Here is a 17,552-nt window from a genome sequence, read left to right on the forward strand (position 1 = left end):
TCCATTTGAATTAGTGATACAGGCTCAGCCTTTAACTGAGCCCAACGTCATACCTTTGACAAAGAAACGTTGCAGGAAAGGATATACGATCAAGATTGGAGCACTTCCGATGAAGATCTGAGCTGCTCTAACCGTCGTTTGAGATAGAGATTCCATTTCTTTTGGATTCATGCTCATGCTACTCATGTCACGTCCAATAATGACCGTTTGCATAAAGGTAGCAAGTGGATAATCCTTGGCATTATTCATATAGAGCAATCCATCAAACCAGGAATTCCAGTGAAACACCATGCTGAACAATGCAATGGTTGCAATCGACGGCAAGGAGATCGGTAGGAAGATACTGAACAGCGTTCTGAAATGGTTAGCTCCATCCATCAGCGCAGCTTCCTCCAGCTCTTTTGGAATACCCCGGAAGAAGTTCAGCATCAGGATGACAAGGAATGTATTCACTGCCCCTGGGAGCACCAGTACCCAGAAGGAGTCCATCAACCCGATCTTCTGGATAACCATATAGAATGGAACCAATCCTCCATTGAAAATCATGCTGAATACGAAAATCCAGGAGTAGATCGTTCTGCCTTTGAACTCACTATTTTCTTTGGACAACGGATACGCTGCCAGGAATGTAATCAGCAAGGTGATCGCTGTACCAATCACTGTACGTAACAGTGAAATCCAGAGTGAGTTCAAGAAAATCGGATTATTCATCGTCTTTTTGTAGGCCTCAAGTGAAAAGCCTACTGGCCAGAGATTGACCAGATTGGCATCGGCCGCAGCCTTCGTACTAAAGGATACAGCCAGTACGTGAACCATCGGTATGATACACATGATGGCGATCAAAATCAGAAAGCAGGTATTGACTATATTAAACACGCGATAAGGCAATGATTTATGATACATCGTGGTCCCTTCTTTCTCTGTTCATTCGATTAGAATATGCGGTATCCAGCGTATTTTTTGGCTAAGCTGTAAGATACGAGAATCAAGATCATACTAATGACTGATTTGAACAATCCAATCGCTGTTGCGAAGCCCATCTCACCATTTTGCATCGCAGAACGATATACGAATGTATCAATGATGTCTCCCGTTTGATATACGAGCGGGTTGTACAGGTTGAAAATCTGGTCAAATCCGGCATTCAGTACGTTACCAAGTGCCAGTGTTCCTACAACCATCAGCATCGGCACAAGCGATGGAATCGTAATGTGCAGTGTCTGTTTCCAACGTCCTGCTCCGTCAATTTCGGCTGCTTCGTACAACGCTGGATTAATTCCGGCAAGTGCAGCCAGAAAGACAATCATGTTATAGCCAAATTCCTTCCACACATCTGTCAGAATGACCGTAGAACGGAAGTAACTGTTATCTCCTAGGAAGAAGTAAGGTCCCAGTCCGAAGGTCCCCAGAACCCGGTTCACCAACCCTCCGGTTGACAGAAGATCTATCAAAATCCCGCCCAGAATGACCCAGGACAAGAAGTGAGGTAAATAGACAAGTGTCTGAATGGTTCGTTGTATCGCCATCTTGCGAATCTCATTCAACAGAATGGCAAAAACAAATGGAACAAATAAGTTAAAAATCAGTTTAAGTACAGCAATAATTAGTGTGTTCCAGATAACCTGTAAGCTGTCTTCACGTTCAAACAAATATCTAAAGTTGTCCAGCCCGACCCATTCAGAGCCGCTAATCCCAAGCCATGGCTTGTAATTCTGAAATGCCATAATGATCCCGCCCATAGGCACATAACTGAAGATAATCAGAAAGATAATGGCTGGCAAAAGCATAACGTGGAATGGCCAATTGCGTTTCAAAGTTCTCATGATTGCTCCCCCTGTATTTCTTCCTACTCAAGTACTCCCTGAGTGGCTTATAATGCGATTATATCAACCTTTTACGGGGTCCAAACAGCACATAAAAGCAATATAAATGGCACAAAATCAACCACTTTGCTTCAGCTTGAATAAACCAAAAAAAGCGCCCAGACGACGATCGTCTGGGCGCTGCTTAAAACTATTTTTTCACACTGTCATACCACTCGTTGACCTCTTGTGTGATCTGATCACCGCCACCGGATTTCCACGTTTGAACAAAGGTATCAAATGCATCAATCGGGTTTTTGCCATAGATAATTTCGTTAAATGCTTGATTCTCAATTTTGTTCAGATAGTCCAGTTTGGATTTCATCGTCTGTGTTGTTGGACCTGTGAACATGTTTTTGAAGGAAATTTCTTCTTGGCTCAGTAACACTTTCGCTGCTGCAGGTGTTTCTGGCCCATAGTTTACGGCTACATCTTTTTCCAGCTTGCTTTCAGGCTCTTTACCATCAGCTAGACTAAGCAGGGCTTTCATCTGTGCATCAGGGATACGCGCACCATCACGAACTAACAGATAACGCACAACATTGACATATCCACCATCAATTTCGTCTGGTTTTTTCTGTTTTCCATTTGCGTCCAATTGGTAGTCATATCCATCAAATAAACCGTTGTCATAAGGACTACCTGGTGCTGGATCAGCATAATTGTCGAACAGGTAGTTCTGATACGTAAAGAAGGCTTCCGGGTGTTCCATATCTGCCTTGATCAACGTAACACCATTTACAAATTGTGTTCCATGACGCATCGCCTTACCTTCAGGGCCAGTTGGAATCTCAATTGGTTTCCATACTGCACTAGGTGCGTTCTTCACCGTGTCAGTTAATGGCCATCCGCTCATCCAGTAAGGACCCGGGATAATACCTGCTGTTCCTGCAACTGCAGGTTCTGCTGTTTTGTTCTCATCCCATAGAGCTGCTTCCTGTGGAATGTAGCCTTTGGTCAACCATTCACTTAATTTACCAAGTCCTTGTTTCATCCCTGGATTAATGGAGCCATACTCCAGCTTACCATCTGCTCCCACATTCCATTGGAACGGCAATGTTCCGTATGCCCCGAAGATCCAGGATGGGTCTCCCATCCATGTATTCATGGATGTTTTGAAACCAATGCTGAGCGGGATGACCTTATCCGGAGACAATCCATCCGGGTTTTGGTTTTTGAATGCATCCATTACGGTTTCAAGCTCATCAATTGTTTTTGGAGCTTCCAGCTTCAGCTTATCCAGCCAATCCTGGCGAATCCAGAGCAAGTAATCATTGTTGTATGCATAGTCCAGAACAGGGATACCCATTCTTTTCCCATCACGACTATATTGGTTCCATACGTTAGGATCTTGCTCCATCGCTTTTTTCCATGTGTCTGAAGCATATTTGTCGAACAGCGGACCAACTTCCTGATACATACCGGAATCAATCAGATCTTGAGCAAGCAAGTTGTCCCCCACTGTTACAATATCAGGCATATCTTGACCAGAAGACATCGCGAGGCGAAGTTTGGTTGCAAATGCCCCATTTGTATCCGTTACAGACCATAGTGAATTGATATTAATCCCGAATTTTTCCTTGGCCCACTTGGTTGCCACGTTATTTTCCATGGATTCGCCATTTTTAAACTTCAGCTCAGGATCGATTCCCCATGCCGTTGTAATGGTTACTTCCGGATCATACTTTTCTTTGTATTCGTTTTGAGTTCCAGATGTACTTGGTGTTGCACTATCTCCGCCCCCACTGCCTCCTGAACATCCTGCAAGAACGACAGTTAGACACAGCGTTGTAGCGAGAAGCGTCAAGAATCTCTTTTTTGTTGATTGCGCTCTCATGTTGTTCCCCCTTAAATCGTTTTGGTTACCCTTTCATTATAGGCTGACCAGGCCTTTGAGCCTATGATACGAAATCAAGATTTCTGCACCTTTGCCAACCTATATTCTGGAATGTTGTTGAAATTATGCCTGATCCCGAAATTCATTGGGTGTCATGCCATAATGCTTTTTGAACATTTTGCTGAAATATTGCGGATTTTGATAGCCGAGCTCACTCGTAATCTCGTATATTTTTTTGTTGCTATTCTTGAGCAAATACAGAGCACGCTCCATACGCATACGAATCATGTAATCGCCAAGTCCTTCCCCCGTCTCTGCCTTGTATATCTTCGATAGATATACGGGGTGCAGATATACCTTGTCTGCAATCATTTTCACCGACAGATCCTGTCCAGTATCTCTTGTCACGAGTTCCTGAACCTGCTTGATCACATGTCTGCGGCTCTGCACACCTTCCTGATCCGACAATTCCTCCTGCAGTTTAGACAGCATCTCAGTGGCCCATCGCCGCAGCTTCTCGGGTGATTGAATCAACTGATGAGCAAGGAGCAGATCGAATCCTGCATGATCAATCTCATGTACCAAGTGCCCCTGCTTATGGGCGATATACATGAATGCATTCGTTACAGACAGATACATCTCATACACATGTTCCCTGGACAACCGTACCTGTTCTGCCGCGTCAAAGACCATGTTCAGCTTGCGTGCTGCCGCTTCCCATTGCTTGGTCTCAAGTAATTGCGGAAGTACAGGTGGTTTGTACAGCTCTTCAAGCGCCTGCACTGCATCATTCTCCGGGCGTTTACTAAGTGCCTTATCCAGGTCCATATATATAATCTTGTGTTCTTCCGGCCCGGAAAGAACAAGTGAGCCCAGACTTTTTCGATAAGCTACGGTCAACTCATTAAAGGGAAATGACGGTGTAACCACCATAGACAGATCTCCCTGCAAATACCGAATGACATGCTCACGGAAGGTTTCAGCGGATACTCTCAGCGTATCCAAGTTCATCTGCGGGGCTTCGACCTGTCCCTGATTTTGCAGAAACATAACCAGACACTCATGCGGCCCACGACCAAACCACACGTTAAATTGCTCTCCGAGCACTTCTTCTGCAATATTACCTACCGCAAAATCCATCAAATCCAGCGATTGCTGGTCCATCGACGAGAAGCGTCCTGTGAGACGAATCAGCATCATCACAGCGGATTGCTCCGGGTTAATGTGAATCTCGTATTGTTCCAATTGTTCACGAAGTGCCCGCGCCGTGATCTCGCGCCCCAGCAGCAGATCGTGCATGAGATTTTCCCGTAAAATTTTATAGTCAGACTTCCGACTGTATAAGAGCCGGTGATATTTATCGAATTCATCCCATTGATCCCGAAGAGATGTAATGGCTGCCGAGACCGATCCCATGAACTCATCATCGTTTACAGGTTTGAGAATATAATCAGCGGCCTGCAATTGAATGGCTTTCTTGGCATAATCAAAGTCACTGTGACCGGTTAGCAAAATACAGCGGATATGAGACCAGCGTTTGCTTACCTCTGCAATGAGATCCAGTCCCGACATGCCAGGCATTCGAATATCGGTGACTACGATGTCTACTGCATTTTCCTCCATAATCTCCAGCGCTTCCTTACCGGATGCGGCACGCAGCACGGTCGTTACCCCAAGTTCTCCCCAGGGTATCGTCAATTCAAGACTTTCTGTTACATACGTTTCATCATCTACCAGCAGTATATCTATCAAGCAAGTCACTCCCTATCTCGTTCATTCTGCAGTTCATTCCATTATTCATCATGCTATAGACACTTCAGAGGCTCATCCTTCGTTCTCCAGAAGTAGCTCTTGCTCGGCTGGCCACGACAGCGTAACGCGTAATCCACCAAGTTCCGATTCAGTTATATCGATTCCTGCCTGATCCCCATATCGGAGTTGAAGTCTCTGGTTCACATTCCACAGGCCACACCCCATCTCCTGATCCATCGTTCCTCTGAGTTTATTCAGGAGCGCCTCACGCGCCTCTTGTGTCATGCCTTGTCCATCATCTTCTACCACAAGAACCATCACGTCGCCACGTTTCTCCCCGGTTACTCTTATTTCTCCGGCTTCCGCATCCGCTTCAATCCCGTGAATCACCGCATTCTCCACCAGTGGCTGCACAATCAACGGCGGCACTTCCTGTCTCAGCATCTCATCGGACAGATCAAGCTTGTAATGAATACGATCCATACGCATCCGTTGGATCTCCAGATAACAGCTGACGAATTCAATTTCCTCTGTCAACGGTACCAAATCCCGTTCCTGCCTTGTCGTATACCGATAATATCGCGATAGGTTATGCGACATCGCTACAACAGCGTCCATGCGCTTCAGCTTCGCCATGCTCGTAATGAAGGAGAAACAATTATAGAAGAAGTGCGGGTTAATCTGTGATTGCAGCTGCTTCAACCGGGCTTCACGCACATGGATCTGTTCCAGATATACATGTTCAAACAACTGCTGGATCTGCTCCACCATCAAGTTGAAACGTTCGGACAGAAAACTGAATTCATTGCGGCCCTTTGGCTTAATCCTTACTGAATAATCTTCTTGCTTCAATCGCTGGAAGCCTCGAATGAGTTGTTTCACAGGCACCTGCACCTGAACATATAACAAGTACGCTACACCAAAACTCATCAATAACAAACAAATCATGGATGAATAGAACAGCATATTCGATTGATGAATGGGCTTCAAAATATCGGATAAAGGCATATAGTCTACCAGATACCAGCCTGTCGTACTGGATTTGACCGTATTAACCATGTAAGGTTCATTCCCAATGACAACGGTGCGATTATCGACGTCCTGTAGATTATGCATGGACAGTTCTTCCATCAACTGATTCGTTAGGGAACGATCCGAAGTCCGGTTATAGATGACCCCCGAATCTTCACGGAAATAGAAGGGGTCATGCCTGCCATCGTCCTTGAATTTGTCGAGCATGTCTCGAATATTATCACTATCAAACTCCAGTTTAATAATCGTTTCCGCATTATCCGCTGGGTCTTTAATACCATATGGAGATACTGTAATCCAGCTAAACATGAACCGATTATCTTCCCCATCCTGGATTTTGCGTACATCCCAGCCGGAAATTATATTCTCCCTTAGCGTTTGCTTATCGTAAGAACGGGCGTCCCTTTCGGAAACCACTCTGCCGAGCGAAGGAGAGTACAGATATAACTTTGTGGCCCAATTGGATGAACTTTCCTGAATACTCAGCTTATTTTGAATACGCTTAACCAAATTAATGGCATCGAGGTCAAAATATTTACTGTTCGCATAGATTCGCCGGAAGCTGGCAATATCAGGATCATGTATGAGCAGATTCGGCCATGAGGACAACAACTCAATGTGTGTGTTCACCTGATTTTGGAAAAATTCAAGCTGATTGCTATTCGATCGATTCAACTCATCTCTGAGAACGGCTGTCGTTTTGTGATTAGAGTACCAGTACAGGAGCACAACTGGAACTAGCATAATCAGAATTAGAATGACCATTTTGGAAAACAGGTTTGTCCGATATGACATCTTTTCATCTCACCTTGTCTTAATTTGTCGTGACATTAATTGTAATGATGTAAGCGGTAAAGACAAACTATTTTTTTTGAGACAAACCGATTCATTATCTAAGCGTAAGCGTTACCAATTCTAGGGGGAAGGTGATAAAACCAATATTTCTGCACTAATTGCAACTTCCACGAACAAAAAGAGCCAGCATTTAGCCAGCCCCTGTCTGATCCGTATATGTTTTTGTCTTTCTATTAATATCAAATCTTAATCTACTTCTTTTTATGTAATCGTTCTGTTTCTTCTATTCAAATATCAACTATGGAATATCGTAATCAAACACCGTGTTCGCTCCATCCACGCCTACATCGAGCACAATATCACCAAGTTTTCCACTGACATGCAGAGGAGATTCCGCTTTCCCGTAAAACTCCAACGTGCCCACAAACGTTCCATGGCGTTCAAGCTCAATGTATGCTGGCCTTAATTGGACAGACTTCAAAGCCTCAAGTAACGGGTCGTCCTTAAGCTTGTAACTGCGGCCGAGATCAGGCAATAGCACCGCTGCTACGGGCTCTCTGCCGTAATTTTTGAGTGTTAGATCACAGGTTGCTCGGGTCTCGCCCGTCATAAGAACGTTAAATGTACAAGAACTTTTGTTTTGAACATAGGATATGCCGTCAATGCCGCTTGCTCCCCACTTGGCTACATACATGAATTTATCCGTCATGGACGAATAACTAAGAACGATAGCGAGAACTACGATCCATAACCCTTTTGCAAGACCGGGGGACCCTTTTACAATTTCTTTGCGTGTAAGATAGAAGCCACAGGCGAAGAACCCCATTCCCAGGAAAAGTGTGATATGTACACCACTTAAATAGGATGTAGTATACGGTGATATACCTATTGCTGACAGCATTGTATCTCCAACAGAAAAACCAAGATGGTGGTTAAATGTAAAGATGATAGCAAATAGCAATAAAGCCACGGAGAACACAAGTCTGGTTCTCGACACACGAACACCCCCAATCAACCACCTGATTATATCATATTTTTCCTAATTATGATTAACAATCCATATCAAAATAGAACAAAAAAAGAACGCCTTCGGTTGTTTACCGAAAACGTCCTCAATCTTTTAATTATTTCCCAGACAGGAATGCATCGAGCTGTTCTTGTTTGGCAGCAATAATTTTATCAATGCCCGCTGCTTTCAGTTTCTCCAGATATTTTGGGATCATCTCATTCGGATCAACGGCACCCGATGTCATACCCGGCTTGAACTGTTTGTTCACGTTGTTGACCGCAGCAATTTCATTTTTGACAGATTGGCTATTGAACGTAAAGCCCAATGCTGGTGACTTCACACCTTTGGCGTTAAACTCCTTGAACTTTTCCCATTTCTGCGGATCTTCATTATCCCAGAGGAAGTTCAGGAACTGGTTACCCAGCTGCCATTGTGCACCTGGATTGTAGGTACGACTGTTGGCATCGACACCTTCAGGGAGAGCAATGATATTATCCTGTCCGTCTTTTTTCACATAATGAGTACCTTCAATTCCGAAGTTCAACAGGTTGTTAATTTCCTTGTCGGAATGCAGCAGGTTAATTACCTGCATTGCTTTCTCCGGTTGCTCCGAAGAGCGGGAGATCGCGAGCATCGCTCCAGATGCATCACCCGTCGTAATTGTCGGCTGTGTCATCTCAATCTGAGTCAGTGGGAAACCCACATACCCTTCTTCTTCTTTATCCTTGCCTGGCTTCATGCCATCCGTCCAGAGAAACGCTTTTCCAGCCTTCGCCTGGTCTTTCGGGAACACATTGGATGTAGCAGCATCACTGTTGATATATCCCGCTTGATACCACTTGCGAGCGAGTTCAGCCGCTTCCTTGAATTCAGGGGTCTCCACTTCGTTCAGAACCGTTGTTCCACCTGCTGTTTTGGAGATTACTCCAGGTACGGAAGCATCACCGAGATAATCCCAATCCAGATTCTCCAGCAACCCGTTACCATTGGTGTTGGACATATAGAACGGTGTGATGGCTGGCTCGTTTTCCTTAATGGTTTTGAGCAGAGGCTCCAGATCAGCCCATGTCTTAACTGCTGTCAGATCCAGGTTATACTTGTCAGCCAGATCTTTGCGTACCAGCACGCCACGTGTGGCAGCGAGTTCCTTATTCGTTGGAACACCATAGTTCACGCCGTCTACCTGGGAACCTTCCAGAAAGGCAGGGTCCAGGTTTTTCTTGATATCTTGACCATGTGCATCAAGCAGATCATTCAGTGGCAAGAATGCGCCTTTGGCTACATTCACCGTGTAGTTCTGCCAAGCTGCTGTGAAGATAATGTCTGATTTTTCACCCGAAGAGATCATGAGATTCAGCTTGTTATCCCACTGTCCCCAGTCAATAGCATTGATCTTGAGCGTGGCCCCGATCTTCGGTTCCATCTTCTTGTTGATCTCAGCTTCCACCAGAGCGACATCCTTCTGAGGTGTCCCCGGGTAGAATAGCGTCACTTCGTAGGGTTTACCTCCACCCTCACTTGCGCCTCCGCCTTCTGCTCCAGGTGTTGTTGTTCCACCTTTGTCTGATGAGCAAGCTGCCAGCACCAGGCTCAGCGTCATCACCGTTGCCATCATGCGTGACCATACCTTTAATGATCTAACCAATTGAACCCCTCCTGTCATGTGTTGAACCGTACAGCCCATTGCCCCAATTCACAATAAAACCCATAGCAACTTCTATATATGCCCTTTCAGTCCATCTTCATTTCCCATGCCCACTCCGCTAACCGGCCGGAGTTATCCCTTCACAGCGCCAACCGTAAGACCTTTGATGAAATACCGCTGGAAGAATGGATATGCCAGTACAATTGGACCAATACCGACCACAGCCATCGCCATTTGCAGTGTTTTGTTCGGCAGATTCAGCAATCCACCCTGTGACGAAATCTGTGAAGAGACATTGGAGTTGGTTGTTAAATATTGAATATCGAGCAGCGTCCGGTACATAAGATACTGAAGGCTGATCGTCCGGTTATCCGATATAAAAATCATGCTAAGGTACCAGTCATTCCAGTAATTCAGTGTACTGAACAACGCCACGGTTGCCATTACCGGAAGGGAGAGTGGGAGCACAATACGTGTAAACGTTCTCAACTCTCCTGCACCATCAATCCGGGCCGATTCCAGAATGGATACCGGGATGGAGTTCGCGAAGAATGTACGCATGACCAGTACAAAGAATGGAGATAGCAGTAGCGGCATGATGAGTGCCAGTATGGAGTTTTTCAGATCCAATACGTTGACGTAGACCAGGTACCAAGGTACCAGTCCCCCATTGAACAACATTGTGAAGAAGATGAAAAAGGCGAACCACCCACGATAAGGCAAATCTCTCCGTGAGAGCGGGTACGCATACAGTGCAGTCAATGCTACACTTGTAATGGTACCTACAACGGTAACGATAAAGGATATCCCGTATGAATGAAGGATCTGGTCCATATCCCTGAACAGGAACTCATAGGCCGTTAGGCTGAACTTCTCTGGAATAAGCTTATACCCATTTGCAATAACTGTTGTCTCGTCCGAGAATGAGATGGCGAAGACAAGCAGGATCGGCACGATACAGGCAATGGCATAGAATAGAAACATCGCATGAATAACAGATGCGGAACGCTTCGATACGGCTAGTGGATCACGTGATTTCACAGCTGACTTGCCTCCTCTCAAAATAATGCATTATCTTTGTCCATACGCCTTACGATGGTATTGGATACAAGAACCAGTACGAATCCGACAATCGCCTGATACAGACCTGCTGCGGATGACATCCCGATGTCTCCACCGATAAGGAACGTTCGATATACATAGGTATCCAGTACATTCGTTACAGGGAACAGCGCTCCTGATTCCAGTGGAACCTGGTAGAACAGGCTGAAGTCTGCATAGAATATACGGCCTATTTGCAATAACGTCATAATGACGATCAACGGAACGAGAAAGGGAACCGTGATGAAGCGTATCTGGTGCCATTTGGTTGCTCCATCAAGCACAGCAGCTTCATAATATTCTTCATCGATACCCACGACAGCTGCCAGATAGATGACGGCATAATATCCGATATTCTTCCAGGTGTTCACCAGTGGCAAGATATACGGCCAATACTTCGGCTCGGAATACCAGTCGATCGGCTGACCGCCGAACATCTGTAGAATGGTGGAGTTCATGAAGCCTGAATCCTTGCCCAGGAAAGCAAGCACCAGGTAACTGACCACAATCATGGATAAGAAATACGGCAATAACATGAGCGATTGATACAACTTGGACATCGCCTTGTTCTTCACTTCATTAAGCAGAATAGCAAGCCCGACACCCACAAAGAGATTGAGTGCAATAAACACGGTGTTGTATGCAAGTGTATTCCGGGTAATTTCCCATGCATCACTGGTGGAGAACAAATATTTAAAATTGTCCCAACCACTCCATGGACTCCCCCAAATACCATCAGCATAGTTTACATTTTTGAATGCGATCAGAACGCCGAACATCGGCATATAGTTATTCACCAGCAGAAACAGGACCCCTGGCAAGAACATGAGATACAGCACCTTGAATTTGCCAAGATTGTGCCACACAGACTTGCGTTTTGGAACTGTTCCTCCCGATATTTCCGATATCCGTACTCCCTTACCCGCCTGGGGTTGTGTCTTCATAACTTGTTCTCCCTCACTCCTCTTGAATTCTTCCTCAGGATGAAGCTCCGTGCGTCTCCTGTGGTTCAAGTATACGGCGAGGCGAGTGAGACCTCTATCTGCTGTGGTGACCTGTTGACTTATCAAATTATGACTTTAGTGACAAAAAAAACAAAAACAAAAGACGCAGCATGCTGCGTCCTAAGCTATACTGTACGTGACTGTTTGCGGAACTCCTGCGGCGTAATACCTGTGCACTTTTTGAACATTTTGGTGAAATGCGAGTAATTGTAGTACCCCACTTTGCCAGCGATATCCGTCACCTTGACGGTGGACTGGGACAGCAATGTCTTCGCTTTGGCTACTCTGCCTTGCAGGATAAACTCGGACAAGGACATCCCCTTCTCCTTCCGAAACAAACGGGACAGGTAGGCTGGATTGAACCCGGCAAATGCTGCAAGTTCCTCTCGCATGAGCTCTTCGCCAATATGAGTTTCAATATAAACGCACAACTGATCCACAATGGTCATGGGGCTGTGATCGTCCGGGTACAACACCGGGATAACACGATCAATCAGATCAGATGTCCACTGCTTCAATTGCGGCAACGACCTTGTCACCACACTTTCTTCCGGCTCCCGTTCACCTGGATACAGAGTGCGTATGGACACATTTTTCTGATGAAGCAACGGATAGACCACATGCAGCATCGCATGATAGTAGAGACGCAGCATTTCAGGCGACAATCCCTCCTGAGCAGCGAGTAACTCGAAAATCTCATCCACACGCTCGCGCAAATCCCCAACTTTACCCGTCTCAAACAGTATGGATAATTCAGAAAACCAAGGAATAGGCAGAAAGCGATCTTCCTGATCTCTCCCCTGCTCATCGTAGACAAAGACTTCTTCAAGCTCCTTAATATTGCGCCGCTCCATATCCATGAGTTCATTTAACATGCCTTGCAGCTCCGTTACAGCAACCGGGACCCCAACATAACAGGATAGACGACAGTAAAAATACGTACCACATTCCCGAATATACCCCTGACAACGTTGTGCCACTTCGCTCGCACTCGGTACGATGCCGTCTTGCTCGTAAGCAAGCACAATGTTCAGTCCACTATGATCCTGAAACACCTCACCCGGCTTGTCGCCCAGCAGCATTTCTCTCGCTGCATTACGAAGGGCATACTCCAATACCTCTTCGTCACGCAAATCAAATTCTCGCACCCATTCCTCTACCGATATCACAATTGGTAGTACACGTGCCTGCGGATCAATCTCGGCACCATACAATTCTGCAAGTTCCTGCAGTCGTTGTTTGGTTAACGTGATACGTTGAGAGATGGCATCTTTCCAGAAACGTTCTGTCAGGAGTGGTTTGTGGGTTTTCCACCGTTTGTATACGGTCTCATAAACTTCGTTGGTACGGGTACGCTGCTCTCCATCCTTGATCTTCTCTACCGCTTGGGTTACCACCTTGATCAATTGATCCGCCGGAGCCGGCTTCAATACATAATCAAAGCTGTTGAGCTTAATTGCGGTCTGAGCATAATCAAACAAAGCATGGCCCGTCAGGAAAATGGTCAACATGCCTGGATCATGCTTCAATACCCAGCTCTGCAGGTCAAGCCCTGTTTCACCAGGCATCTCAATATCACAGATCATGATATCGATAGCACTTGCCTTCAGGACCTTTCTTGCTTCTTCAGCATCACAAGCACTGAATACCTGATCAATGCCAGCTGCGCGCCAGTCAACGCCTTCCACCATCGCTTGTAATGCATATACTTCATCATCCACGATCAACAGGTTCCGCATGGGCTCCCCCTTCTTCCTCTTCGGTCTGAGCAGGTAAATCAATGATGACTGCGGCGCCGTTATCCGCCTCATTTCTGAACTGCAAACTGGCTTGATCACCATATTTCACTAGCAGCCGGTGAGCTACGTTCCATATCCCGATATGCTGTCCACCCGGGTCTTCAGCGTATTGTCCCTGCTGCAGACGCTCCAGCAGTTCCTCATCAAATCCGACACCATTATCCACAATCATAAGCTGAAGCACGTTCTCATCGACTTGGCCCGATAACTTCTTCCCATGGCACGCCACGATCCGAATGACAAAGGCTTGAGTCCGGCGCTGAAATCCGTGAATAATGGCATTCTCCACAAAGGGCTGAATCGTTAAAGGGGGGATCACATACTGTCCCAGATCCGGCTCGATATCCAGTTCAAAATCCAATCGGCTTGGAAACCTCAACTTTTGAATCTCCAAATAATGACGAATGTGCTCCAGCTCTTCATCCAGACGAATAACACGTTTGCCTGCACGCAGGCTGAATCTGAAATAATCGGCCAGATGGCCAGCCATCTGCTGCACCAGCTCATGCTTTTGCAAGGAAGCCAGACTATGAATAATATTGAGTGAATTCAGGTAAAAGTGAGGATTGATTTGCATCTGCAGTTGTTTGAACTCCGCCTCTCGCGTCCGCAACTGTTCCTCATACACATCAATCTTCAGATGCCGGATCTCACTGGTCATCTGATTGAAACTGCGTGTCATGAATTCAAGTTCCGAGGAAGAGGGCGGCTCCAGCTTCACATCGAGATCTCCGCGGCTTACCCTTCTCATGCCTCGGATCAGTGAGTTCATCGGGCGGAATAACAGATGACGCAAAAAGATCAGTGCAGTAACGAGAATTACTGCCGCACCAATGGGAAGCAGACGAATGATCTGCTGGAAGAACGGGAGGTTACGCATCATGTCTTCCTCAGGCAGCAGCACAATATAATTCATCTCAGACATGGCCGAGGCCATCCCCAACATCAAATATTGACGTGCTTCTCCCTTGTTCACGACTTCAGAGATCACCTGATACGGATTCTTCAGACCGGGAAGATGAGCTGCAGCAAGCTGAATCTGTGCAGCATTCAATGTGGAATCCGATAATGCCCCACCGTCTGTTCCAACAATGACTGCACCTGCCCTGTCACCGGATTCTGTGAACTGCTGTGTGTGATTTAGCGAATTCATATCAACAAGCGCACCCGCATAGAACTGCTGATTGATTCGCACCGTTTTCACCAGCGCATTCCACGTCCCCCCACGCACGATACTCCATTCGGGCTTCTGGATATCCCCTTCCAATTGCTGCATCTGGACCGGCATACTCTCCTGCACAACCGACTTCTTGACATCATAATTGCCCGAAGTGGCGAGCAGCAGATCATCATTCACTGCATCATATAGAAAAAAAGAATCGATCAGATTATAGAAACCAATATCTGTCATGAATTTATTCATAATGCGTTGCTTCGCAATGATATAATCGCCACTGCCGTATTCCAGAAAAAACAGAGAGATAATATCCGGGTCCCGCTCGCCCAGACTGTATAGATACCGATTCGTCTCCTGCAATATACGTTCATTCTGCTCTACACTCTTCGCGAGATGATTCATATTGGTGAGAGATACCTTGTCACGTACGACTTTCATGGCGTAGACGTTGTTGTAATAGAGCAGCATGAATAATGGCAGCATGATCAGTGTAAGACCCACAATAAATTTAAAACGAAGTGAACGGATCACATTCATGGATTAAGGATTCCCGCCCTTTTAGAGGTAGTTTAAAAAGTCCGTTTTTGATTACGAATCATGCCTAGCGGCATCATCAGCATCGAATATGAAATTCAGCCGAAATGTCCGTTGCTCACGTAGTTTCCACTACGCTCCGCTACTCCATTTCTATCTTCATTCCATCTTCTCGGTACTGAAAACCATACTTTTTGAACACACACTTTTTAGTTCAACATAGCGTACTTTTTTCTAATTTCTTCCTTATGATGGCATGTTTAGTTTATTGTAGTCACCCCTGCTTGCCATTGTCTATGCGGTCTCGTGACTTACATCCATCACTTCTGGTGACTTCCATCCGCTCCAATTTCGGATATCATACTTCTGTTGTAATAAATTCTCCAGTTGTAAAAAAAATCCTTCATTTATAGTTCAGAAGCCTCTCCCTAAAATAAATGCTGCGGCAAGCCCTGGGACTCCACGAACACCCGATCTTGACATGCATACGATATATCACTCCTTGGGTATATCACCGGGGATGTAGGGAGGCCTGTTCGATGAATATTCAACTTACTGCGTTACACTATGTCTATCTGGCATTTATTATCTTGATCATCGCTGTAATGATCCGGCGCAGGGACACCACCATCATATGTGTCGCGGGTATTATGACCATTGGACTTCTGGCAACGGAAACCTTAAGCGGGTCAGTCGCTGGAATCTTCAGCAGTTTTATCTATGCTACAAAAGAATTACTCAGCACGATCTTCATCATCTCTATTATTGTGGCGATGAGCCGTGTTCTGATCAGAACAGGCATTAATGAGGTTATGGTGACACCTGTCACCCGGTTTATCCGTTCTCCTCAGGTTGCATATTGGGGTATTGGATTGATTATGATGGTTGTATCGCTATTTTTCTGGCCATCTCCGGCTGTAGCTCTGGTTGGTGCTGTACTCCTTCCTGTAGCGGTGCGTGTGGGACTCCCTCCGATTGGTGCTGCCATTGCGATGAACCTGTTCGGACATGGGATTGCACTGTCGGGGGATTACATTATTCAAGGGGCTCCTAAACTTACGGCTGATGCGGCTGGTATACCCGTTACTTCCGTTATGACAGCCAGCATACCTCTGGTCATTGTCATGGGAACGGTATCTACACTTACAGCTTTCTGGATGCTGAGCAAAGAGATGAAATCAGGCACAGTGGGCACGGAACCTTCATCCTCATCCGAGGTTGTGTCTACCTCTCCACCCGCCAATCTGCCTGTTCAACGTCAAGCCTTGTCACCTCGTTTGCAAAAAGCATTCGCTCTGCTTATCCCTCTGTTATTTGCAGTTGATGTGATTCTGATGTTTGTACTGAAGCTGCAAGGCGGTGACGCAACAGCTCTGATTGGCGGGACCGCTGTGGTCATACTGATCGCTGTTACCCTTGCTGCACATCGGCAAGCTGGACCGGAGGAAACGACCAACTATTTAATAGAAGGATTTCAGTTCGGTTTCAAAGTATTCGGCCCGGTTATTCCGATAGCCGCGTTCTTTTATCTGGGGGATGCTGCAATTACAGAGTTGTTCCACAATCCGCTTCCTGAAGGTTCACACGGGATTGTGAATGATCTCGGGGTTGCACTTGCTGGACTGGTGCCACTGAATGATACGGTGGGAGCCATTACGATGACAGTGACCGGAGCGGTCACGGGGATGGATGGTTCGGGATTCTCGGGGATTTCCCTGGTTGGCTCGATTGCGTCCATGTTCGCAGGGTCGGCAGATTCAGCTCCTGTACTGACAGCACTCGGTCAGGTTGCAGCCATATGGGTAGGTGGCGGAACCTTGATTCCATGGGCATTGATTCCTGCTGCTGCGATCTGCGGAGTCAGTCCTTTTGAACTGGCAAGACGCAACCTGAAGCCTGTACTGCTGGGACTCGCGGTAACGACGATTGTGGCCATTTTTTTGATCTGACCAAAAGTTATTTACACTGACACTACGATGACAGAAGCACCTTCCAATCGCTGTTA

At 46.1% G+C, this 17,552-nt stretch carries 12 protein-coding genes; 1 reads left to right on the forward strand and 11 read right to left on the reverse strand.

The genetic code is table 11. The features are described 5' to 3' along the window. Positions 1-24 precede the first annotated feature (24 nt). From FS628_RS03950 to FS628_RS04000, 11 genes are all read right to left on the reverse strand, one after another. Positions 25-903 (reverse strand): carbohydrate ABC transporter permease, encoded by an 879-nt coding sequence (locus FS628_RS03950; RefSeq protein WP_145319165.1) that lies wholly within the window; start codon positions 901-903, stop codon positions 25-27. A 29-nt stretch (positions 904-932) separates the two neighbouring features. Then, positions 933-1,823 carry an ABC transporter permease gene (locus tag FS628_RS03955; RefSeq protein ID WP_145319168.1) on the reverse strand — a complete coding sequence of 297 codons (891 nt, stop codon included), beginning with the start codon at positions 1,821-1,823 and terminating at the stop codon, positions 933-935. A gap of 190 nt (positions 1,824-2,013) precedes the next feature. Next, on the reverse strand, positions 2,014-3,699 hold the full coding sequence (locus FS628_RS03960; protein WP_145319171.1) for an extracellular solute-binding protein: 1,686 nt from the start codon (positions 3,697-3,699) through the stop codon (positions 2,014-2,016). Positions 3,700-3,822: 123 nt separating this feature from the next. After that, positions 3,823-5,451 (reverse strand): response regulator, encoded by a 1,629-nt coding sequence (locus FS628_RS03965; protein ID WP_145319174.1) that lies wholly within the window; start codon positions 5,449-5,451, stop codon positions 3,823-3,825. Positions 5,452-5,523: 72 nt separating this feature from the next. Then, entirely contained in the window at positions 5,524-7,278 is a 1,755-nt protein-coding gene (locus FS628_RS03970; RefSeq protein ID WP_145319177.1) for a sensor histidine kinase, read from the reverse strand. Positions 7,279-7,576: 298 nt separating this feature from the next. After that, positions 7,577-8,275 carry a hypothetical protein gene (locus tag FS628_RS03975; protein ID WP_145319180.1) on the reverse strand — a complete coding sequence of 233 codons (699 nt, stop codon included), beginning with the start codon at positions 8,273-8,275 and terminating at the stop codon, positions 7,577-7,579. 127 nt (positions 8,276-8,402) lie between these two features. Continuing rightward, positions 8,403-9,932 carry an ABC transporter substrate-binding protein gene (locus FS628_RS03980; protein ID WP_145319183.1) on the reverse strand — a complete coding sequence of 510 codons (1,530 nt, stop codon included), beginning with the start codon at positions 9,930-9,932 and terminating at the stop codon, positions 8,403-8,405. Between the two features lie 132 nt (positions 9,933-10,064). Next, entirely contained in the window at positions 10,065-10,973 is a 909-nt protein-coding gene (locus FS628_RS03985; protein WP_076330510.1) for a carbohydrate ABC transporter permease, read from the reverse strand. A 17-nt stretch (positions 10,974-10,990) separates the two neighbouring features. After that, positions 10,991-11,977, reverse strand: coding sequence for an ABC transporter permease (locus FS628_RS03990; RefSeq protein WP_145319186.1), 987 nt, complete (start codon positions 11,975-11,977; stop codon positions 10,991-10,993). Positions 11,978-12,162: 185 nt separating this feature from the next. Continuing rightward, positions 12,163-13,776, reverse strand: a complete 1,614-nt coding sequence (locus FS628_RS03995) for a response regulator transcription factor (RefSeq protein ID WP_186327711.1) — start codon at positions 13,774-13,776, stop codon at positions 12,163-12,165. Continuing rightward, a complete protein-coding gene (locus FS628_RS04000; protein WP_145319192.1) occupies positions 13,751-15,550 on the reverse strand; it encodes a sensor histidine kinase in 1,800 nt (599 codons plus the stop codon). Before FS628_RS04000 ends, FS628_RS03995 begins: the two co-directional genes overlap by 26 nt. Positions 15,551-16,086: 536 nt before the next feature. Between FS628_RS04000 and FS628_RS04005 the strand changes: the two genes are divergently transcribed. Further along, positions 16,087-17,496 carry a hypothetical protein gene (locus FS628_RS04005; protein WP_145319195.1) on the forward strand — a complete coding sequence of 470 codons (1,410 nt, stop codon included), beginning with the start codon at positions 16,087-16,089 and terminating at the stop codon, positions 17,494-17,496. Positions 17,497-17,552: the final 56 nt, after the last annotated feature.

It is taken from the genome of Paenibacillus xylanexedens, from assembly GCF_007676705.1.
GTDB lineage: Bacteria > Bacillota > Bacilli > Paenibacillales > Paenibacillaceae > Paenibacillus > Paenibacillus xylanexedens_C.